The sequence below is a fragment of the Bacillus sp. FSL W8-0519 genome, from assembly GCF_038005585.1.
Classification (GTDB): domain Bacteria; phylum Bacillota; class Bacilli; order Bacillales; family Bacillaceae_G; genus Bacillus_A; species Bacillus_A paranthracis.
This window is the reverse complement of record NZ_JBBOTL010000001.1, coordinates 3,090,240-3,112,583: the sequence shown is the minus strand read 5'-3', so window position 1 is coordinate 3,112,583 and position 22,344 is coordinate 3,090,240. Positions and strand designations below refer to the sequence as shown.

18 protein-coding genes are annotated in these 22,344 nt (G+C 35.7%); 13 read left to right on the top strand and 5 right to left on the bottom strand.

What is annotated here, in order from left to right:
• The first annotated feature begins 3 nt into the window (after nt 1-3).
• The gene (locus tag NST14_RS16270) at nt 4-336 is read left to right on the top strand and encodes a DUF3895 domain-containing protein (protein WP_001071911.1); all 333 of its coding nucleotides are present in this window, start codon (nt 4-6) and stop codon (nt 334-336) included.
• A 99-nt stretch (nt 337-435) separates the two neighbouring features.
• Here NST14_RS16270 and NST14_RS16265 read toward each other — a convergent pair whose 3' ends face one another.
• On the bottom strand, nt 436-1,143 hold the full coding sequence (locus tag NST14_RS16265) for a DNA alkylation repair protein (protein ID WP_000346343.1): 708 nt from the start codon (nt 1,141-1,143) through the stop codon (nt 436-438).
• A gap of 304 nt (nt 1,144-1,447) precedes the next feature.
• Between NST14_RS16265 and NST14_RS16260 the strand changes: the two genes are divergently transcribed.
• From NST14_RS16260 to NST14_RS16205, 12 genes are all read left to right on the top strand, one after another.
• Nucleotides 1,448-1,906 carry a hypothetical protein gene (locus tag NST14_RS16260; RefSeq protein WP_229142817.1) on the top strand — a complete coding sequence of 153 codons (459 nt, stop codon included), beginning with the start codon at nt 1,448-1,450 and terminating at the stop codon, nt 1,904-1,906.
• 526 nt (nt 1,907-2,432) lie between these two features.
• Entirely contained in the window at nt 2,433-4,208 is a 1,776-nt protein-coding gene (locus NST14_RS16255; protein ID WP_229142816.1) for an S-layer homology domain-containing protein, read from the top strand.
• A 290-nt stretch (nt 4,209-4,498) separates the two neighbouring features.
• Nucleotides 4,499-5,251: a DnaD domain-containing protein gene (locus NST14_RS16250; protein ID WP_000312104.1), complete on the top strand. Its 753-nt coding sequence runs from the start codon at nt 4,499-4,501 to the stop codon at nt 5,249-5,251.
• A gap of 109 nt (nt 5,252-5,360) precedes the next feature.
• A complete protein-coding gene (locus NST14_RS16245) occupies nt 5,361-8,780 on the top strand; it encodes a DUF4132 domain-containing protein (protein ID WP_229142815.1) in 3,420 nt (1,139 codons plus the stop codon).
• Nucleotides 8,781-8,879: 99 nt separating this feature from the next.
• A complete protein-coding gene (locus NST14_RS16240; protein ID WP_098946596.1) occupies nt 8,880-11,270 on the top strand; it encodes a penicillin acylase family protein in 2,391 nt (796 codons plus the stop codon).
• A gap of 553 nt (nt 11,271-11,823) precedes the next feature.
• Nucleotides 11,824-12,651 (top strand): helix-turn-helix transcriptional regulator, encoded by an 828-nt coding sequence (locus NST14_RS16235; protein ID WP_000762809.1) that lies wholly within the window; start codon nt 11,824-11,826, stop codon nt 12,649-12,651.
• Between the two features lie 293 nt (nt 12,652-12,944).
• A complete protein-coding gene (locus NST14_RS16230; RefSeq protein ID WP_000997182.1) occupies nt 12,945-13,184 on the top strand; it encodes a cupin domain-containing protein in 240 nt (79 codons plus the stop codon).
• 201 nt (nt 13,185-13,385) lie between these two features.
• A complete protein-coding gene (locus tag NST14_RS16225) occupies nt 13,386-14,453 on the top strand; it encodes a glycoside hydrolase family 113 (RefSeq protein ID WP_142385765.1) in 1,068 nt (355 codons plus the stop codon).
• An 89-nt stretch (nt 14,454-14,542) separates the two neighbouring features.
• Nucleotides 14,543-14,734, top strand: a complete 192-nt coding sequence (locus tag NST14_RS16220) for a DUF378 domain-containing protein (RefSeq protein WP_000670803.1) — start codon at nt 14,543-14,545, stop codon at nt 14,732-14,734.
• A gap of 207 nt (nt 14,735-14,941) precedes the next feature.
• Nucleotides 14,942-16,024 (top strand): 3-phosphoserine/phosphohydroxythreonine transaminase, encoded by a 1,083-nt coding sequence (serC, locus tag NST14_RS16215; protein ID WP_002163592.1) that lies wholly within the window; start codon nt 14,942-14,944, stop codon nt 16,022-16,024.
• 12 nt (nt 16,025-16,036) lie between these two features.
• Nucleotides 16,037-17,209, top strand: coding sequence for a 3-phosphoglycerate dehydrogenase family protein (locus tag NST14_RS16210; RefSeq protein ID WP_076875126.1), 1,173 nt, complete (start codon nt 16,037-16,039; stop codon nt 17,207-17,209).
• A 13-nt stretch (nt 17,210-17,222) separates the two neighbouring features.
• Nucleotides 17,223-18,470 (top strand): DUF1015 family protein, encoded by a 1,248-nt coding sequence (locus NST14_RS16205; protein WP_229142814.1) that lies wholly within the window; start codon nt 17,223-17,225, stop codon nt 18,468-18,470.
• Nucleotides 18,471-18,580: 110 nt separating this feature from the next.
• Here the strand turns inward: NST14_RS16205 and NST14_RS16200 are convergent, their stop codons facing one another.
• From NST14_RS16200 to NST14_RS16185, 4 genes are all read right to left on the bottom strand, one after another.
• Nucleotides 18,581-18,991, bottom strand: coding sequence for a DUF3224 domain-containing protein (locus tag NST14_RS16200; RefSeq protein ID WP_074533217.1), 411 nt, complete (start codon nt 18,989-18,991; stop codon nt 18,581-18,583).
• A 75-nt stretch (nt 18,992-19,066) separates the two neighbouring features.
• Entirely contained in the window at nt 19,067-20,098 is a 1,032-nt protein-coding gene (locus tag NST14_RS16195) for a S66 family peptidase (protein ID WP_000905864.1), read from the bottom strand.
• Between the two features lie 670 nt (nt 20,099-20,768).
• On the bottom strand, nt 20,769-21,038 hold the full coding sequence (locus NST14_RS16190; protein ID WP_220779534.1) for a hypothetical protein: 270 nt from the start codon (nt 21,036-21,038) through the stop codon (nt 20,769-20,771).
• Complete coding sequence (locus NST14_RS16185) at nt 21,035-22,138, bottom strand: tetratricopeptide repeat protein (RefSeq protein WP_229142813.1); 1,104 nt, start codon at nt 22,136-22,138, stop codon at nt 21,035-21,037. Before NST14_RS16185 ends, NST14_RS16190 begins: the two co-directional genes overlap by 4 nt.
• Nucleotides 22,139-22,344: the final 206 nt, after the last annotated feature.

The following is a 22,344-nucleotide window of genomic DNA, read 5'->3' as shown; positions in this document are numbered from 1 at the left end:
GTAATGAATCAAATTTCATTTGAAGATTTATTTGAAGAAGAAAACGCGAAAGAAAAAGTGGAGGTAGCTGAAATACCAGTACCTTTATCACCATTGCAAAGAGATATATTAGAATTAATGGATTCTGAAGAAATAAGTGCACTTGAGCTGTGTGAACAATTAATACGAGCTGGAAAAATATCAGATGAAAGATTCACAACGAATAAGCCGAAAGCATATGGAGAAGTATGCTTACTATTAGAAGGATTTGTTAAAGAAGGAAAGCTTATTTTTATTAAAGACGATGAGAAAAGAGATAGAGTTTATAAATTGAATGAAGAAGCTTCTAACATATAAGTTGTCCAGAGGCAAACGAATGTTTTCTAAGAAGAGAGTTCAGTAGTCAAAGAAAAAGGTGGTAGCAATCACGAAAGATTGCTACCACCTTTTTCTTTTTTAACATCTTACATATTTACGTTTGAAACCAAGTCTTCCTCTATCAAGTTCTTTCTGAATACTCTCTGCAGCATTTAGCAAACTACTTTTTTTATTATCACGTTTTATTTCAACTATACCAACTTCTTTTGCAATCTCGACTGCTTTTTCGTGTAGTGGTACATAGGAAATTGCTACAGTGTTTAGAAAATTATTCATAGCGGATTTAGTTCGCTCTGGCGAATCATGGATTGTCTTTTTCACCATTTCAAGCATATCGGAAAGTTTGCTTTCAGAAAACTCATCGTCTTTGCGATTTCCTAAAAGCCAGCAGTAGCAACTCCAGCCTGCAGACATTTTAAGCTCTTCACCACTTGCAATCCATTTATCAGCAACTTCTTGAGCGATATTTGATTCGGATAAAGTAACTGCCACCACATAATCAGACAACATATAAAAATACGCTCCGTCTATCCATCGATCAAAATCAGACTCCCTCATAGCTTTCGGGTCCGCAATAATGCCTGCAAAATACATAGCATCGTAGTTGCCTGTGGCATAAAGTTCTTCTGCTAACTCTTGGTTTATTTTTATTTTTTTTGCGATTGGTTTCATAGCACCTGTAGCTACGCCGAAAACTGGTTCCTGCGCACCGTTAGATATGTATATTTTTTTCGTTCGTTCCTTGCCTAGAGCTTCAAGCTCTTGCATAACTGTTTTAAAATCCAAAGCTGTGCACTTCCTTTCTTCATGTAAAAACCATTTTAATTGCGAACAACTAACCTATATTTTTTATCATGTTTTCCATACTTCCTAATTTTAAATCTTATGTGAGTAGGATGTCTACTTTCTATCATTTGTTGATAATTCAGTTAGTGATTTTGAAAATTTAGCTTTTTACATAGAGTTTTAGCATAAAAAAACTAATGATTAAAATTTCACTTTAACTTTGACTCTTTCTCGGTATTATCATGTTATTATTTGGTAAGGGGATAAATGGAATGTAAAGTTAAACATGTGAGGTTGGTTATAAATGATGAAGACATTTACGAGAATAGTATTAACTGCAGTGATGCCAATTAGTATGATTATGGGTTGTGAAAATACTGAAAAAACTGAAGCAAAAGAGCCGAAAGCGATACAATCGGAGAAAAAGGATTATACGGATTACTCATATGGAAGCAAAGGTATAGTAGTAAGCGGAAAAGCGAAAGAACGTCAACAATACGAGGTTGGATATATGGATGATAACAAGTTAATTGGGATTGACGAAAATATTGAGGACTGTATTGTGTTAGATAATAAAGATGAAGCAGGTCTTGTTTGGAAGCAAATAGAGCGTGGATCGATTATTGAAGTGCAATATGGTAAGGACCGCAATGATATTGTAGGTGGACAATTAGTAGGAGATCGTGAGCCATACGAAATTAGTGATAAGTTTGATCGAAATACGATAAACGAGATTGTCGAAAATGTTAAAGGGAATTTGTAATAGAAGCTAAAATGAAAAAATATTTAAATTTACTATTAATAAAGTCGATTTCTTATGGAGATAAGAAATCGACTTTATTAATTATCTTTTTTGTAAGTTGTCTTTCCAAATAAAACTCATTTCAATGTAAAAGGTTACATCTATATTATCGCAAGAATGTAAAAATGTTAATATTTTCAAAGAGAAAAGTATAAGGAAACAGCATTTATTTAATAGAGACTTGATAGTTATGAAAAATTATAAACATCCTTCTTGTTGAAGCAAAACAGTAAAAGGTATCCTAATCTATTTTTTGAGAAGTAGTAGTGTGCAAAAGGGGACAAGTTCTTTTGACGGCAATAGCAATTGGTTATAAAATAATGTCTGTTAAGGGATTTTCTAGAAATTATCATTCGCCTGCTGGGGATAAAATGAAAAGGCGGAATAACCATATTTTCATACATAGTAGATTCATAGTCTTTCACGAATGAGAAAATAAAGGGAGGTTGAGATATTTACACGAACAGTGTAGATATCGATTACAGCAATGAATATTAAAAAACGAGTAATCGCACTATCAACAAGTCTAGTAATGTTAGGGAGTGCACCTTTATCAATATCAGCAGAAGAGATAAATAAATCTCATACTGACCAGCTTCGTATTGCACAAGGGGAACGTGGAACGAACGTATTACGTTATTCTAATTTCAATCTAGAAACTCCAGATCACATGCAAATTAATGAAGCAGAAGTATCAGAGAACGAGGAAATTCTTCTAGAAGAATATAAGCATAAATATTCTGAATCAGAAGAATTACATAAAATGAAAGAAGCGAAAAAAGGCCAAGTAGCGGAAGAAGAAGCTATTTCAAACATTGAAAAAGCTTTTGAACATGTAGATGGTCGAAATGATGGTTCTACTCGCGAAATGAAGCCGGTTGAAAAGCGAAGAGCTATTCAGTATAGCGCATCGATGACTACGAAGAAATATGGAACACTTGCAGGTGTCCCGTTTGTAGAGTGGATTGTTCCAGCAGGAAATCCTGATATTCGCCCTGCAAATCCGATGAAAGCACGCTACATTACAATTCACGAGACTGCAAACACTGCCCGTGGTGCAAATGCTGAAAATCATGCTAAATATTTGTATAAACAAGCAACGGAAGGTACGTTCCGAACAGCTTCATGGCATTTTACTGTAGACGATAAACAAATTTATCAACACTTACCAACAAATGAAAACGGTTGGCATGCAGGAGATGGCGATGGTTCCGGAAATAGAGAATCAATCGGTATCGAGATTGCGGTTAACCAAGATGGAGATTACAATAAAGCGCTAGAGAATGCAAAGAGACTTGCAGGTTATTTAATGAACAAAGAAGGTATTAGTGCGGACCACATTTATAGGCATCAACAATGGAGCGGGAAAAACTGTCCTGATATTTTAATTTCTCGTGGGAATTGGACTGGCTTCGTACAAGGGATTCAATGGTATGCAAATGTTAACGCACAAATTGATTCGCCTTTACAAGAAAGAAATGAGCTATTTGATTCAAATGAATATAATCCAGCTGAACCTAATATGGAGCTTGTAGTGAATGGTGATGGTATAAACGTACGTAGTGGTTCGGGACTTGAACATCATATCGTTCGTAAAGCTTCAAACGGAGATCGTTACAAAGTGTTAGCAGTTAAAAATGGTTGGTATAAAGTAGGTAACGATGAGTGGATTTTCTATAACCCAAGTTGGATTAAAATAAACTATAATATGCCACATAAAGAAGTACAAAAACCAAAAGATGATATTACAGGTGGATGGTTTGAAGGGAACATTCGTAAGCTGAACAGCCTTGGAATTATGCACGGTGAAGGAAATGGTGTATTTGCGCCTTATCGTAATGTAACGAGAGCTGAGTTTGCTGCATTAATTTCAAATGCTCTCAAGCTACCGGAAGGAGATAAGTCATTTGTAGACATTAACAAAGCGCATCCATCACTTCATAGCGGTATTAAACGTAGTGCAAGTGCAGGAATTATTAACGGTCGTGGCGGCGGGATTTTTGATCCTAACGCATCTATCACACGTGAAGAAGCATCGATCATGATTGACAACGCATTACAGTATAAAGGTGTTACAGGTGAATTAGTTGCATTGTCATTTAGGGATAAACATTTGATCACATATAAACAGCCTGTTCAACGATTATATAGCTTAAAAGTAGTTACTGGTGTTGGAAATAATGAGTTTAATCCTAAAGGGACAGCAACTCGTGGTGAGGCAGCTGCCTTTTTAGTGAAGATGTTAGATGCAAGTCAAAAATAGAAAGAATGATAAAGGAGCTATCCAAAATGAGAATTTGGAACAGCTCCTTTTTATATAAGCCCTTATTAAGCCCCTTGCAAGCCCCTTATAAGCACCTACCAAGTAATAAATCACTAAGAAAAAACAAAACAAAAACAACTACAAGAACAAAAAAGCGCGAAAAAATAAAACCGTCGTTGTAGTAGTTAAAAAAATTTGGAATTCAACTGCAAAAACCAAGCCCTCACTCCTATATGTATATTGAAGGATTGAAATCTGCCTTTTTATAAGTGCGAGGGGGAGGTAAACATATGGCGGTGTACCGTAATGTGCAAGTGAACTTTTGGCAAGATGAATTCATATTAGATTTAACGCCAGAGGAGCGTTATTTTTACATATATTTGTTAACTGGTACGAAAACGAAGCAATGTGGAATTTACGTATTACCGAAACGTTTAGCAGAACTGGAAACAGGCTACAGTATGGAGACTGTTGAGAAGCTGTTAAATAGGTTTGTTGCATATGGGAAAATTTTATACGATGCGGAAACGAAAGAGTTATACATACTAAATTGGTTACACTATAACCCTATTTTAAATACGAATGTAGAAAAATGTGTGTTACGTGAGTTAAAGACTATAAAAAATAAAGAATTCATACATATGTTTTTACGTAAATGTCTGGAAGAAGAATGGAAGATTCCATTGTTGTTGCAACATTTTGGTATGCCAGAGGAAGAGGATACTAGTAGTTTACAAGAAGTTGTTGAAAAAATAGAAGATATGGAAGTAGAAGAGGATACTCAACATAGTGAAGTTTACAAATTTTACGAACAAAATATAAGTAGTCTATCTCCATATATTGTGGAGGAATTGAAGGGGTGGATACGAAAAGTTTCAGGAAATACCGTACTAGAGGCACTTAAAATTGCGTTTGAACAGAATAAGCGAACGTTTGCTTATGTGAAGGGGATTTTGAGGAATTGGTGTATCGAATATGGTGGAGAGAAGTGTGTAATGGGTAGTTTAGAGAGAAGGAGAAGTGTTTTGAGTAGTGTGTTTTAATTTACATTAATTTAATATAGAATACATGTTCGTTTTGGTAGATTTTATGCTATACTACCATTAAATAAGGATGTTTTTATAATGGATAAAAGATGCGGGGGAACAAAGTTTGACTACAAATACAACTCGATTATTTCAATATATTCATATGACAGAAAAACAGGAACAATTATCACTGCTATATTTACAAACAAAAGAAGAAGAGATTTTGAAAGATATTCAATTAACGACAATTCGAGATCAAAGAAGAGGCGATTTTGCTGAGCGGTTTATAAATGATTTTAGGAAAGTGCATAAGCAAGATCCAGCTTTCTTACGATTATTCTATTACTTGTTAGGGGAGCAGTTGTTAAATGTTCTTATAATAAGGTTTAAATATGTAGATTTTTCTAATATGAAGGTTTATTTAGAAAAAAGTGCACTTCCATTGGATCAACTTGTAGTCATTGCATGTAAATATTTAACTAATATCTCTAGTTATGTGAATGAGGCGTATAGTTTTCTGAAAGAGTTAACAAAAGAGAATCCGAACTATATAGAGAGACAATTACATACTTTACTAAATAAGCAACAACTATCACTACTTCTCGTAATGTTTGAAGTAGATTATGAGAGGTTCCATACGTATAGCTCTTTATTGGAAGAGAGATTAAAAGAACATGCTGAATTTATTTTGAATTTGAATGGGGAAAAGGAAAAGATTGAAGCAACTGAAAGATATATAAAAGATGAAAGTGATAGGGAATTATTTTTAGGTGGAAATTTACCGGACTATATTTGGCGACTGTTATTTCATGTCCATAAGTATTCAAACGTTGCGAGGCGATATGTGGAAATATTAGCAAAGAAAAACGTGTGGGGGTTTATAAATCATGCTACGTGTTACGTGTGTCAAACTCTCAATCAGCCCCAAAACTATAAACGAACAGGGAGTGTAAATAAGAAAACCTATAATGAAATTCAAAGTTTTTGTAAACAGTTTTGGATTTCTGAGGAAAGATTCTTTGCGCACCGCCTGAGGCAACATGATTTAAATAATGAAGAATTTTGTAAAGCGTATGAATATGAAATGTTATGCTCCGTGGCGGAAGAAAATCCTGAATTTGTTCAACGTACTTTGCAGTATATAAGTAAAAGTAATTACCTCATAATCGCACGAACGTTAGCTGAAAAAGGACATGAGTTAAATAGAGGGAGAATGCGAGAAGAATTTTTTATCGCTGCTTTGCAACTTAAGTTGTCTACGGTGCGGGATACGTATCGTGATTATTTACTCGGGAAATTGTCATTTGATGAAATGAAGCAAATACTTACAAACCCGAAATATAGAAATATGTATTGGGATATGCCAGTTTTAGAAGTTGTACTTCTTTGGGATATAGATGATGTAGCAAAAAGAGAAGTGGCACTTACCTTGCAATTTGGAGATGTATATAGTGTTAATTTATATGAACTTCTTTACGAATGCTCTGTCAGAGGGATAGAACCGAAACAAGTATTAGAAGAACTTCTTTCGTATGGGCTAAGTAAGGAAAAGCTGATTGCCTATGCAGTTGAACAAGCTGCATGCTACAGTGAAGAGAGAAATGAGGCGAAGGAAGCGCTTGTTCATGTCATTGTAAAAGAACAAGCGTATATAATTGAACAGTTTGATGAGTATTCTGCTGTTGCCAAAGCATATATTTTAGAAGAGTTAGCAAAGGATAACATGATTAAAATGCGTCCCATTTTAATTAAAACTTTAGGGGATTCATCTAAAAAAATGCGTGAGTCTGTAATTAAACTTCTTTCAAGAGATGTAGAAGCTGCGGAGGATGTAGCGCTGGAACTTCATAATAAAAAGAAAATTGTTCGTGAAAATGTGATGAAACTGCTTATAGGGTATAAGATCGAAAAATATACAGAACTTGTACAGGAAGCTTTGCAAGATAAGAAGAATGCCTCTTTGGCCGAGAAATTTGCTCCATTACTTGAAGTGGGGAGAAGCGCAGAAAATATAGAAGAACTTTGTGGCCGTATCGTAACGGAACAAAAAAGAAATTCACTTCTGCAATTGATTGGGGATGAACCACAAATCCGTCTTCGTCATTCTAATGAAATTGCCGATGCTACAATTCCATTAGCTTATTTGCGGCAGTACATTTCAGATTCTGTTATCGAGAAGAAAGAAGAAGTTGAAGCGATTGGGAGTACTTTAAATGAACAGGACTTGAAAGAATGTGTGCAAGAAATATATCAAACATGGATTTCTCAAGATGCAGATGTGAAGAAACGCGGTATTCTTTCGTTATATGGAATATATAGTGATGACAAAATGGTCGGCATACTGAAAAAGCAAATCGATGAATGGGTGCTCGATATGCGAGGGAAAATTGCAGCTGATGCTGTTCGGGCTTTAGGCTTGTCCTCATCTAAGCTTGCACTTATGTCTATTCATGCAATGGCCTTTAAATATAAACATAAACAAGTGCGTAATGCGGCAAAAGAAGCACTAAGTCTCGCTGCAAAAACACGTAGTATAACGGAAGAGGAGCTGGAAGATCAACTGGTACCAAATCTTGGTTTCAATATACGTGGTGAGAAGGAGATTGATTTTGGGAATAGGTGTTTTACGGCCATATTAACTGCAGAGTCAAAAATTGAATTAGAGACAGAAGAAGGGAAACGTATGAAGTCACTTCCAAAGCCGAATGCAAAAGATGATATAGAAAAAGCTGAATTAGCTAAGAGAGAGGTATCCACTTTAAAGAAAGAGCTTCGAAGTGCTCTTTCCATGCAGAAACAACGTTTGGAAGCTGCTCTATCAAGAAAGCGCTATTGGTCATACGATTCGTGGAAGGCGCTATTTCTGGAGAATCCAATTATGAAGCAATTTGCAACTTCACTTATTTGGGGTGAATATACGGAAGGAAAGTTACTGGAAATGTTCCGTTATGCGGAGGATGGTACGTTTTATTCGGTGATAGGAGAGAATCATGAATTTTCGTCTGGAACCGTGATTGGTTTCATTCATCCGTTAGAATTATCCGAAACGGAAAAGGAATTGTGGAAAGAGCAACTGGAACATTCTAAGATTGTCCAGCCGTTCTTACAAATGGAACGTCCAGTGTTTGTAGTAGAGGAAAATGATAAGGTTACTGTTGAGAGGTTTGGTGGTATTTTATTAAATGGTCGCTCGTTATTCGGTAAGATGACGAAACTTGGATGGATTCGCGGATCAGTTCAAGATGGCGGTGTGTATTATACGTTTTATAAAGAAGATACTCGCACTGGATTAGGGGCACAACTGTCATTTAGCGGAGCGCCGATTGGCTATGAAGATGAAGAAGATATATGTGTGTATGATATTGAATTTTATAAAGCAGGTACAGTGAATCGTGGTTCATATGAATACGATGAAATTGATGATAAAAGACGCATTGTGCCAAAAGAAGTAGATAAGTATTTCTTTAGTGAAATATTATATGATGTACAATTAGCGACCGATTCAAATCTTGGTCATAATGAAAGCTGGCGTAATAAACGATAAAAATTCCCCCTTCATTTGTAGGAAAATGAAGGGGGTTTTCAACTTTTCAAAAAGGTTCTTTCAAAATAGAAGCGAATAGTTTGAGAAAGGAGGGGTTATATGGAAGTTGTTATAAAAAAGAAACGAACTAGGGGTAAGAAAATTTTCATTTGGTCTAGTAGTATCGTTCTTTTATTAGTTATTTGTACAGCGATTTTTTTAAACATATATACGCTGAAATCTGTGCCAAAGATAGATGGAACGATAAAACTAGAGGATTTACAACGTGCTGTTACGGTAAAGCGAGATAGTAAAGGAGTACCACATATTAAAGCGGAAAATGCACATGATTTATATTTTTCGCAAGGGTATGTACAAGCGCAAGATCGATTATTTCAAATGGATTTAAGTAGAAGGCAGGCTTCTGGGATGTTAAGTGAAGTTGTGGGGGAAGCAGCTGTTGACCGAGATAAGTTGTTTCGAACGCTCGGTTTACGGCGAGCAGCCGAAGCGTCTGTTAGCCAATATGATGGAGAAGCAAAATTTGCTCTGCAGTCATTTGCTGATGGGGTGAACGCTTTTATACGCGAGGCAAAAGAGGAAAAGAAATTGCCGGTTGAGTTTACTATATTAGGCTACGAACCTGCTGAATGGTCTATTGTTGATACATTAACAATTGGAAAGTATATGGCGTTTGATTTAGGCGGACATTGGCATGGACAGGCATTTCGATATTGGGCGCTGAAAAATTTGCCGAAAGAGCAAGCAAATGAGTTATTTCCTACATATCCGAAAGATGCGCCTAGATTGCTAGCTGAACTCGAGAATACAAATGTGAATGTTGCACAAAGTTTTGCAAAAACAATCATTCCACCAGAGTTTAATGGTAGTAATAACTGGGTTATAAGCGGTGAGAAGAGTGCGTCTGGTAAGCCGATTTTAGCGGATGATCCTCATTTATCTCTTGCGACACCTTCTATTTGGTATCAATCGAAACTTGAAATGAAAGATTTACATGTGAGTGGCGTTATTTTCGCTGGCGTACCAGGGGTTATATTAGGGCACAATGACAAAATAGCATGGGGCGTTACGAATACAGGTCCTGATGTGCAAGATTTATATATTGAGAAGAGAAATCCTAATAATGAAAATGAATTTCTGTATAACGATAAGTGGGAAAAAGCTACCGTTGTGGATGAATCTATTAAAGTAAAAGGCGGGAAAACAATTCCGTATAATGTTACAGTTACGAGGCATGGCCCAGTCATTTCAGAGTTTGCGGATAAAGGGAAAGAGAAGACGAAAACAGTATTTGCTTTGAAATGGACTGCTTTGGAGCCTTCCGCTGAATTAAAGGCTGTATTAAATATGAATAAGGCGAAAGACTGGAATGAGTTTGAAACGGCACTGCAAGATTTTCATACACCAACTCAAAATTTTGTATTTGCATCAAACGACGGCACAATTGCTTATAAAGCAAATGGAAATATACCAGTGCGTAAAAAAGGTGATGGTAGTCTGCCTGTGCCAGGATGGACAGATGAATATGAATGGGAAGGGTATATCCCGTATGATCAACTTCCAAAAGTAATCAATCCAAAACAAGGGTTTATTTCAACTGCGAATAATAAAATTGTAGATGATAATTATCCGTACCATATTAGTAATACGTGGGCGCAGCCATATAGGCAAATGCGTATTCAAGAGTTTTTACAAGAGAAGGAAAAATATACAGTGAAAGATTTAGAAGAGTTACAGATGGATCAAAAAAATTTATACGGGAAAGAGTTTGCTCCTATATTTTTAAAAGAGTTAAATAAAGCATCTTTAAATGAAGTAGAGAAAGAGGGCGTAAAACAATTAACGAAGTGGAATTTTTACGATAGTAAAGATGAATCGGCACCGTTAATATTCCATCTATTAATGAAAGAGATTTCAAATACGTTATTTTCAAAAGAAATTCCGAAAGATGTGATGGAGTTATTTGAAGGGAAGTCACAAGTTGTGGATGAATTGATTCGAAAAGAAGTAGCAGGAGAAAATAGCGCTTGGTTTAAGAAATACGGGGGCTTCACAAAAGTTGTGCATACATCGTACGAGAATGTAATAAAGAAATTACAGAAGGAATATGGGCCCGATGTTACAGAGTGGAAGTGGGGCGATTACCATCAACTTGCTTTTACACATCCAATTTCAAAATCATCTAGTATGTTAGCACTACTTGCATTTAATCGTGAGAAACCAGTTCCAATTGGCGGAAGTCAAGTTACCGTTCAAGCGGCGAGTTACGGAGATAACGGTATTGTCAATCACGGAGCTTCTTGGCGATTCGTTATTGATACGAAAGATATGTCAAACGGTTATCATATTGTAGGACCAGGACAATCAGGACATTTTAGAAGTGATTGGTATCATGATCAAATAGATGATTGGGTAAATGGCACGTATCATACGACTACATTGAATACGGAGGGGATAGAAGGGAAGGTGTTAAATTTGGAGCCGAAGTGATAGAGTGTTTTTGTTTGTGGAGAGGACTAGTAATAATCTTTTTGATAATGAAATCTTATCATTTAGAACATAACCCAGTTCTTAAATCATTTTAACAGCCAGCCTACTATCATTTAATTGGATAGTAGGCTGTTTCCATCTTCGAAATACGCTGTAGCAACCTCTTCAGGATTACGATTATTTCTACATGCTGCAAGTGCTGTAACTAATAAAGCCATTACAACTATTAACATGATCATTCCAGTTTTAAGGGGAATTAGTTAACAAAGACCAGATATTATTTGCAACAGAACTGTTCCTCTGTACCCCTTGTTTCATCATTTTTCTAGGCCATCCAACTTGACAAATGTTTTTTTATCAAACTACAATGAAAATCATTATCAATAATATAGGGAGGATATTTTTGTCAATAAATGAAAAACAATATATTTATAGGTTAATAACTAGATGTTGTTAAGTCGTATGTACTATTTTTAGTTTAGCGTTGCCCAGAATGTACACCAATTAATCTCACGAATTACAAGAAAACTATAATTGAAATGAGGCTTGCATTGTGAAGTTGGACGTGAATGAGTTAGCAGAGTATCTTGCCAATACTCCTTTCCGAGTAGAAGGAGTATATCGTTATGCTAAAAATCCAGGTGTGCCTTGTGCTGAGTCTACAGATTCTTTCCCAGGATTTGTATTTCCACTTACAGGGAAGACGCAATTTCAATTTAATGGTACGCCGTATATCCTTTCCCCAGGAAAAGTTATACATGGGGGTGCAAAAATGACATTAGCCCATAAAATGCTTGGTGAAATAAACTGGGAATATATTCTTGTTTTATATCGGATAAGCAATTCAGAACGAGAAGACTCTGGCTTTACTCATCAGCATTTTGAATTGTTAACAGGGCAATCTCCTCGTCTTGTCGAATTACTTATGCGTCTTTGGGATGTGTATAATCAGCGAGGAGGCATTTCGATGTTTCAGACTGAAATGCTGTTTCGCGAAGCGTTGAATGAAGCTTTATTAAGTGTTGTCAATAGAGAAAACAACTATGAATCGCATACTTTATTCGAACGAATATCTAGTTACGTTCATAAATACTATTATAAAGATATTACAATAAATACGCTTACAGAACAAAATAATGTTAATCGAAATCGTCTTTCTTACGTGTTTAGAAAGCATGCAGGTATGGGGCCAGCAGAATATTTATTGAACTATCGTATAAAGATGGCTCAAAAAATGTTATGTACAAGTGGTGTGCCCGTACAACAAATTGCGCAGGCTGTTGGAATCGCAGACCCTTTTTATTTTAGTAGAGTTTTCAAGAAGCGGGTTGGCATTTCGCCTACTAAATATCGCGAGAAGTTCATCAATAATCCATACTAATGTCAACAGAGGTCCATTCTTATTTGAAAATCACTGTTCTATACTTATGGAGAGTTAAAGGAAACATTAGATTGAAAGTACTTTCATTGAAATCACTCCTTTGTACTATCTGAATGAAAAGTTCTGGCCTGAGCATTTTCTTTTTAAGCGTAATAACGACTTTTTTACTTAGATTACTGTAATATAGCGGAAGTTGAAAATGAGGAGGGATCATTATCCATTACCAACCTATTAAACTAAATGACGAGTTATCTAAAATTAACGATTATTGGTATCCACAAGTGATTAGTGAAATGAATGACGATCAAATTCAGCTTTTTAAAGCTAATGGAGATTTTATATGGCATGAGCATCCTAATACAGATAAGCTATTTATTGTGCTTGAAGGGGAGATGTTCATCGATTTTCGTGATGGACAGGTGAAAATTTCTAAAGGCGAGATGTTTATTGTCCCGAGGGGCGTTGAGCATAAACCGTTCACTGAAAAGGAATCCCACATTATGTTGGTAGAGCCTAAAAGGGAAATGGATTGATAATCGTAAAAAGATAAAAAAGGAGCGGAAATCCGTTCCTTTTTTATTTATCTTACTATTTTTGGAAACTTATTGTGAATAAAATGTGAATAAGGGATGAATAGCATTTTTATCAATAAAAATTTATTGGTTTTTTTGTGGAATATATATGAAATGTTGTATAAAATAATCAAGAAAGCCAAAAATTACAGGGGGAAAGTTGTGAAGAAAAATAAGAGTTTAATAAGTTTTTTAGGAGTGTTTATTATGCTGTTTTCTTTTTGTTTTCAAGGAAATGTACAGGCAGATGTAAATACTGTTCAATCTGGAAAAATTAAATCAGGAAATGTAACGGTATGGGAAGTTGGAAATGTAGCGAAAGTGTTAGCTGATGTAGAGCGCTTAAATTTAAATACAGTAAATGTACCGATTCAGGTAGATATTCCGAATGTGACTTCTACGAACATGGTAATTAATCAAGCGCAAAAGCAACAGGCTATTATTTTAATTCAAGAATTATTAAAGCGTAATATTCAAGTTATAGTAGAACCGTTCCCATATATTCAGCAAGGAAATGTTGGAGAAACGGAATGGAATCCAAGTAATATTAATGATTTCTTCTGGAATTGGAAAACGGTTATTTTGCAAGACATCTTTAACTCGATTACAAGTAAATACAATGTGTATGGGCTCAAGATTGCTTCTAATTTCGTGAATATGGAATATGCAGAAGGATATTGGAGCGATACGATTGATTTTGTTCGCCAGCAGTATAAAGGAAATGTTTTGTATCAAATGAATTGGTGGTTAACAGCAAGCTGGGATCCTTCATATGAAGCGAAGTTTGTTGAGAAAATAAATCGTCCGTATTTAAAGAAGGTAGACATTGTTAGTATCGATAGTTGGTTTGAAGTTTCGGAAAAAAGAAATCCATCATACGAAGAAGTGAAGCAAAGTTTATTTGCGACGACAGTGTATAACCGTGGACAAAATGTTGTTCAACAACTAGAACAATTACATAAAGCAACAGGAAAACCGGTTTATTTTGGCGGATTTAACGTTCCAGCGCGTGAACTAGGCTTGCAAAATCCGTGGAATCCAGATGTTTCTAATGTGTTTTCAAAAGACGTACAATTAAACGGATGGCGCGCTTACCGTGACGTATTAGAACCAAAGCCATATTTTAAAGGTTTTTCAATTTGGTTTATTGGTTCTAATGATAGTACGCATGCGTATCAAATACATAGTCAAGAAACGGCGGCAGTTATTAACAGCTGGTACCGAAAATAATTTTTATAAAATAGGTAAGTTTTAAAGTTTGGCACATATATTTCTAGTGAAAGGTCTTTCACCATCTTATCACCTAGGGGGCAATCATAATGAAATTTTTGTCTTACCTTACAGTAATTTTGGTGATTCTTGGCGGTTTGAATTGGTTATTTGTAGCGTTAGATTACAATGTAGTTGAGAAATGGTTTGGTTCTATGCCGGCGCTTGTGGACACTATTTATTGGCTCATTGGTCTTTCTGCAATTTATCAAATTTTTGATCGGTTCTTTACGGATAATTAGCTATTATTCTTTTATTACTAGAGTGTTAAGTACGATTATGTACTTAACACTTTTTTGTGTGTTTATAAAAACATTGGCACTTGCAAGCGATTCCATTGCTTCTTACGCCGTAATAATAGAAAACAAATTGACCGTGTCTTGTATTGTGAGGTATAATTCAGAAAGTTTAAAAAATAAAAGATGAGAAATAGGGAGGTTATTAGGGTGATGGAAAGAGTGTATAATTTTTCAGCAGGACCATCAATACTCCCTTTGCCAGTTTTAGAGAAAGTGCAAAAGGAGCTTGTAAATTATAACGGGACAGGCATGTCTATTATGGAAATGAGTCATCGATCTTCTTATTTTCAAAGTATTATAGATGAGGCGGGTAGCTTACTTCGTGAATTAATGAACATTCCTGATGAGTATGAAGTATTGTTTTTACAAGGTGGTGCTTCATTACAATTCTCTATGATACCGTTAAATTTAATGAATACGTATAAAAAAGCAGGGTACGTATTGACTGGTTCATGGTCTAAAAAGGCACTGCAAGAGGCTGAAAAAGTAGGAGAAGTGCAAGTGATTGCTTCTTCTGAAAATGAGAAGTTTACTACAATTCCTAAACTGGATGGTTTACTAGGCGATGAAAAACTAGATTATGTACATATTACAACGAACAATACAATTGAGGGAACGAAGTATGTGGACATTCCACATGTAGATAAAGTACCGCTCGTTGCGGATATGTCCTCAAATATTTTATCAGAACGATATGATGTTTCGAAGTTTGGTCTTATATATGCGGGAGCGCAAAAGAATTTAGGGCCAGCAGGCTTAACGATTGCGATTATAAAAAGAGATTTAATTGGGGGAGCAGATCGCTCTTGTCCTACAATGTTAAACTATGAAACATACAGCAAAAATAACTCCTTATATAATACACCGCCGTCCTTTAGTATTTACGTAACAAAACTTGTACTAGAGTGGCTGAAAGAGCAAGGCGGAGTATCTGCGATTGAAGAACAAAATAAAATAAAATCTTCACTTCTTTACAATTTCTTAGATGAATCAAAATTGTTTACTTCACCAGTTGATCCTACGTATCGATCACTTATGAACATTCCGTTTACAACACCGTCAGAAGAGCTGAACAGTGAGTTTTTACAAAAAGCGAAAGAACGAGGACTTGTTACACTAAAAGGACATCGTTCAGTCGGTGGTATGCGCGCAAGTATTTACAATGCGATGCCAGCACACGGCGTACAGCAATTAGTAAATTATATGAAGGAATTTGAGCTTGAGAATAGATAGGGAGATGGGGATATGTTTCGTGTTCAAACGTTAAATCAAATTGCAGAAAAAGGTTTGCAAGTGCTTAGCGGAGAGCGCTATGAAGTAGGGGAGAGAATGGACCACCCAGACGGTATTTTACTTCGCAGCTATTCTTTACATCAAGAAGAATTTTCAAAAGATTTAAAGGCGATTGCCAGAGCTGGTGCTGGTGTAAATAATATTCCTGTCGAGCGGTGTACAGAAAAAGGGATTGTAGTCTTTAATACGCCAGGGGCGAATGCTAATGCAGTAAAGGAACTTATTATCGCCAGTCTTATTATGTCTTCACGTAACATTATTAACGGAGTAAGCTGGACGAAAAATTTAGAAGGTGAAGAAGTACCGCAGCTTGTTGAATCAGGAAAAAAACAATTTGTTGGATCTGAAATTGCGGGAAAACGTCTAGGAGTTATCGGGCTTGGTGCAATAGGTGCTTTAGTTGCGAACGATGCGTTAGCTTTAGGGATGGACGTTGTCGGATATGACCCTTACATTTCAGTTGAAACAGCTTGGCGCCTTTCTACACATGTGCAAAGAGCATTTAGTTTAGATGAAATTTTTGCAACGTGTGATTATATTACACTGCATATTCCTCTTACGAATCAAACGAAGGGGATTATTGGTGAACACGCTGTAGAGAAGATGAAAAAAGGGATGCGTCTATTCAATTTTTCTAGAGGTGAACTTGTAGATGAAAAGGTTCTTCAAAAAGCGTTAGAAGAAGAGGTTATTGCACATTACGTAACGGACTTCCCAAATGAAAATGTGATAAAGATGAAAAATGTAACTGCGACGCCTCACCTTGGTGCATCTACGTCTGAATCAGAAGAAAATTGTGCAGTCATGGCAGCGCGTCAATTACGTGAATATTTAGAGACAGGAAATATTCGTAACTCAGTCAACTATCCAAACGTAGAATTGCCGTATATCGGAAAGAAACGTATTACAATCATGCATCAAAACGTTCCGAACATGGTAGGACAAATTACAGGATGTTTAGCAGAACATCATATAAATATTGCGGATATGATTAATCGTAGTAAACATTCTTGGGCGTACACGATGATTGATATTGATAACGGAATTGATGATATAATAAAAGAGAACATTGTGGAAAATATAAGCAAAATTACAGGTGTTGTAGCCGTTCGAATGATTGTGTAAAGGAGAGAGGAATGTGGCAAAAATCCGACCGTTTCGGGCCATTCGTCCAGTAGAAGAAAAAGCAGCACAAGTTGCAGCTTTACCATATGACGTATTAAATAGTGAAGAAGCAAGAGAGGTTGTAAAAGGGAATCCGTATTCTTTCTTACACGTTGATAAAGCAGAAATTGATTTAGACCCAGCGCTTTCACCGTACGATGATCGCGTATATGAAAAAGCGGGTGAAAATTTAAATCGATTGATACGAGAAGAAGTGTTCATTCAAGACGAAGAGCCAGCGTTATACATTTATGAACTGACGATGCAGGGAAGAACGCAGTCCGGTCTTGTCGTTTGTACATCTATTGATGAGTATGAAGACGATACAATTAAAAAACATGAAAGAACGCGCCATGAAAAAGAACTTGATCGTATTCGCCACGTAGATGTGTGTGACGCAAATACAGGTCCTATCTTTTTAACATATCGTACAAAAGAAGAAGTGAAACGTTTCATCGCAAACTGGAAAGCAGAACATACGCCAATCTATACATTTACAGCGGAAGACGGCGTTAGGCATATTGCTTGGAAAATAGATGATGAAGAAGTAATTGCAAGTTTAGTAAACTTATTTGAAGATATTCCTAATCTTTATATTGCAGATGGACATCACCGCTCGGCATCAGCTGCAAAAGTAGGGCTCATGCGAAGAGAGCAATATCCGAACTACACAGGAGAAGAGGAGTTTAATTTCTTCCTATCAGTTTTATTCCCTCACGATGAATTATCAATTTGGGACTATAACCGAGTTGTGAAAGATTTAAATGGCTTTTCAGAGGAACAGTTTTTAAATCAAATTGCGCAGTACTTTTATGTAGAAGAAGCATCTGTATCTCCGTATAAACCAAATGAACCAAAAACATTTGGCATGTATGTGAACGAGAAGTGGTATAAGCTCACAGTGAAAGAGGAAACGTTTGATGCGAATGATCTTGTGAAAGGTTTAGATGTATCTATTCTGCAAGATCACTTATTAAGCCAAGTACTTGAAATACATGATCCGCGATCTGATTCACGTATCGACTTTGTCGGAGGAATCCGCGGATTAGAAGAACTAGAACGCCTTGTAAATAGCGGTGAATATAAAGCGGCGTTCTCGCTATATCCGACATCAATGGAATCTTTATTAGCAATCGCAGACGCTGGAGAAGTTATGCCACCAAAATCAACGTGGTTTGAACCGAAACTGCGCAGTGGGTTGTTTGTACATTCTTTAAAATAAATATAGACTTCATTAGTTTGAAAAACCGAAATGATTTTAGTTTCGGTTTTTCTTATTTTAAAAGAGTTAAGGACATTCCTAGTATTACAAGAAATGTCCTTTCCACTAAATTATAGGATATTTTGCTGAAATTCAAACTCTAAAATTAGTTTACTAGTTTGACCTGCAAACTGATAATGATAGGATCCTCTCAGGTTTTCTAAGTTACCGGTAGCTTTAATAATTGTTCCTGGAGAATCTAAATTTCCTTTATCAAATATTCCTTGCTCTATAGCTGTAAATGTCCCTTGTTGCCCTTTATAAATTCCTTCAAAGTGTAAAAAACCAGAAATTTTAGCAGTAGCCAAGTGACCATCATTTATATTTGAGTCTAAATAATATAATAAGTATTCAACAAAAGCTTTTCCTTTTAATTCCCCATCAATATCATATTCAACATGAGCAATATTAATAGGAAAATCTTTTCTAGTGTCATCAATTGGTTTTTCATCCCATTTACTTACTGTAAATGTTACTTCCATACACGTAATCTCCCTCCAATTATATACTTTTAAAAAGTATCCGTTCACATTCATATCTCATAGGAGTGATTTTATTCATTCCACGCCACTTTCTAAAATAGAGAACGATCCATTTCCACAATCAATTTCTGCCATTGCGCCGTAAGGTAAAATAAACTTCGGTTCAGTATGGCCAAAATTTAAATTATAAAGAATCGGCAAATCTTCTAAGTTATATTCTCTCATAACTTTCAGTATTTCATCTTTATATTCTTCATAGTATTGTTCATCTTTCGGTTTACCGAAAATGATACCTTTTGCTTTTTGCAGAATGCCTTGCGCTGCATAATTTCGTAACCAATACTTTATATAACTTGGTTCTGGATGATCTTCAGAAGTTTCAAAGAAGAGAATGCTATCCTCCCAATGTTTTTTCTCAGGCCAAAGTTCCGTTCCTTTTGCAAATTCCAGTACTTCTATACATCCGCCAATTAAACGCCCTTGTACAGTAGTAGAACCTTGAAGTACCTCATATCCATTGTTTTGCTGCATCGTCCGTCTTGTATCCTTATTTATCTCTATCCATTCTAAACGTTCACTCGTCCATTCAGGAGCTGGTTGAATTTCGCCAATCACTTCATTGGAAAAGAGAGTTCGATTTACCATTTCAACCGTATATGGATCCATCTCTACATTTTCAGCAAAGTCGGTCAAAATTGCCGGACCGTATAAAGAGGAAAGACCTGCTTTATGACAAAATAAATGTGAAATAGTAACGTCAGAGTATCCCATAAAAATTTTCGGATTTTCACGTATTACATTAAAATCTATATGAGGAAGTAAGCGAATGCTATCTTGACCGCCAATATTCGCAATAATTGCTTTCACGCGCGTATCTTTAAATGCTGTCATTAAATCTTCCGCACGAGCCTGTGGGTTGTTATAAATGAATTCGCTACCTTTTAAACTATTTGGCATTGGGATAATGGTAAGACCGAAAACTTCTTCTAACCTCTTTACCCCTTGCTCATATCGCCATCTTATTTCAGGATCACCTGCTCCTCCCCATGAAGGACTTACTGTTGCCACAACATCTCCTGCCTGTAATCTCTTTGGTTTTATTAACATGTTAACTCCGCTCCTACATAATGTAATGGACTACGATTATCAAACTGTAGTATTGAAAAATATGATGCATGACATTAGTTTCTTCATCATCAATTCGTTTACCTGCTGGTGTACAAGAATTTAGCAGTAGTATTGAATATAGGGAAAAACGCTTTATATTTAAAAAGTATAGTATGCATCATTGCATGAGAAAGAGGGTTGCTATTTTCTGCAATCTGTAACTGTAATGATTATAAGTTGATCGTATTCAATCCGAAAAATAAAATCATCATGAATGGAGAGGTTACAGCTTTTCCTGAACAAGAAAGCTATCGCCTTTAGGCATGTGAGGTAAGGGAAGTTGGATACGGAGTGTCACTAAAAATCGCAACGTTCGTGGTACTTTAAGTGACCGAAGTATAGGTAGTTTCTTCGTTTTTTTGTTGGGGTTTTTTGGGGGTCATTCTTTAATTATTAAATGGAGAGGTAAAATAAAAATACACCTAATTAATAGGTGTATTTTTTAGATTTGAAAACCACATATGTATTGGAGATTTCTCTCGGGTACAGCGTATCACAACAGAAATCATGCGTATACATAATATTTGCTATATTGAATGGTTTCTAGATAAATATGGAAATTGAAAACTAAATAAATCTCAATATTGGTAACTTAAATACCTGTACTATGTTAAGAATTAATAGGAGCACCGCCAGTATTGCCATGAGATTCAACTTTCGGAGCAGGGAAATGTGCATGCCCTTCTTGTTTAGGAGCTCCACCAGTGTCACCGATGTTTAATGCAGGAGCGCCGCCAGTGTGGCCCTCAGAAAAAGAAGGAGCTGGTGGAGACGGGAAGTGAGTATGTCCAGCTTGATTTGTGAAACTTGCGTTTAAACCAAATGCAGCAATACCCGTAAATGCAATACCTACAGCGATTTTACCAATTGTTTTTTTCATTTCTTTAACCCTCTTTCATTTGATTTTTTTGCTACTGTACTATTAAAGAAGTATAAACTTGCTTTCTCATGTTGTTGTTTGTTATAAAACGCAAGAGCTAGTTTTTCAAGATACTCAGAAACATAGATATATAAAGATTCTTTATTGAAGTATTCAATTCCTTCTAAAACAATCGGTTCAATTTTGTCTAATTCAGTTTGATTTGTGAAAGCTTCTAGTATAGCAAAGTGATGTTTGTGCTCTTCATTACCAAGTTCAGCAATAAGTTGTTTCCCTATTTTAATGTAGTGGTTTGCTTTGTCTATAAGTCCTAATTTATCATGTTCTTGAGCAAGTAAGAATATAGCTTTGTAGTGAGATGGGATCTTTTCAACAACTTGTGTCAAGTGACGAACTGCCTCTTCAGAAAGATTCTGGCTAGCATATAGATGACCTAGATTACCTCGTACATACAGTTGTAATGATTCTTCATTTAATTTTTGGAGAATATCTAACGCTTTGTTATAGCTTTCTTCAGCTTGTTCAAAGTGTCCTACGTCTACATAAGAAGCACCAAGTACACTTAAACAGGATGAAATATTTCTTTCACATCCGTGTTGCGATTCGAAAATTTCTAATGCTTTAGAAGCATTTACAATGGCAAAACTTGGTTGTTGTTGGTGACAATGATAAGCAGCGTATCGGTAATAGAAATCAGCTTGTTCAATTTGACTGTGTCCAGATAAAAGTGCATGTGCTTTTAAGAAATATTCTTCTGCTTCTTGATAATGATTAATTGCTGCAAAATAAATCGCTTTATAATAATGATATAGATAAGATAGGTGTTTATCTTCTGGTTTTTCTTGGTCTTCTATGATTTGAAAACTATCTTTCGAGATTGATAGTCCATCTGTCAGAGCTGTATGTCGGAACTGCAGTAATGCATAATATAACTGATAAAGTGGAATCGTTTCTGTTTCTTTCAAAAGTATTTCTTCATGTTCTTTTTTAGCTTCTTGAAACTGAATTTGTGCTTCCTTAACGTTTTGCGTTAAGATTGCATGGTACCAAGCTTCTAAATGTTTTGTTGTATATGTATGTCCCTTCAATGAAATGTTCATATTAGCCCCCTTGTATATTTTTTTATATAATTGTAACTATAATGGTAACACGATTAAAAGTAATTATATGGAATTTATTGTTGATAAAAAATATTCAGAATTATATAAGTCGGTAAAACCTGTCAGTCCATGTGTTTTTATGAAGAAAAGGACACAATTGACTATAGAATCTTAATAAAATGATGCCACATGTACAATGCTAAAAT

Bases quoted from the DNA above. Each gene is read 5' to 3' on its own strand.
- NST14_RS16270 (WP_001071911.1), top strand. From the start codon at position 4: ATGAATCAAATTTCATTTGAAGATTTATTTGAAGAAGAAAACGCGAAA.
- NST14_RS16260 (WP_229142817.1), top strand. From the start codon at position 1,448: ATGATGAAGACATTTACGAGAATAGTATTAACTGCAGTGATGCCAATT.
- NST14_RS16255 (WP_229142816.1), top strand. From the start codon at position 2,433: ATGAATATTAAAAAACGAGTAATCGCACTATCAACAAGTCTAGTAATG.
- NST14_RS16250 (WP_000312104.1), top strand. From the start codon at position 4,499: ATGGCGGTGTACCGTAATGTGCAAGTGAACTTTTGGCAAGATGAATTC.
- NST14_RS16240 (WP_098946596.1), top strand. From the start codon at position 8,880: ATGGAAGTTGTTATAAAAAAGAAACGAACTAGGGGTAAGAAAATTTTC.
- NST14_RS16230 (WP_000997182.1), top strand. From the start codon at position 12,945: ATGAATGACGATCAAATTCAGCTTTTTAAAGCTAATGGAGATTTTATA.
- NST14_RS16220 (WP_000670803.1), top strand. From the start codon at position 14,543: ATGAAATTTTTGTCTTACCTTACAGTAATTTTGGTGATTCTTGGCGGT.
- serC (WP_002163592.1), top strand. From the start codon at position 14,942: ATGGAAAGAGTGTATAATTTTTCAGCAGGACCATCAATACTCCCTTTG.
- NST14_RS16210 (WP_076875126.1), top strand. From the start codon at position 16,037: ATGTTTCGTGTTCAAACGTTAAATCAAATTGCAGAAAAAGGTTTGCAA.
- NST14_RS16200 (WP_074533217.1), bottom strand. From the start codon at position 18,991: ATGGAAGTAACATTTACAGTAAGTAAATGGGATGAAAAACCAATTGAT.
- NST14_RS16195 (WP_000905864.1), bottom strand. From the start codon at position 20,098: ATGTTAATAAAACCAAAGAGATTACAGGCAGGAGATGTTGTGGCAACA.
- NST14_RS16190 (WP_220779534.1), bottom strand. From the start codon at position 21,038: ATGAAAAAAACAATTGGTAAAATCGCTGTAGGTATTGCATTTACGGGT.
- NST14_RS16185 (WP_229142813.1), bottom strand. From the start codon at position 22,138: ATGAACATTTCATTGAAGGGACATACATATACAACAAAACATTTAGAA.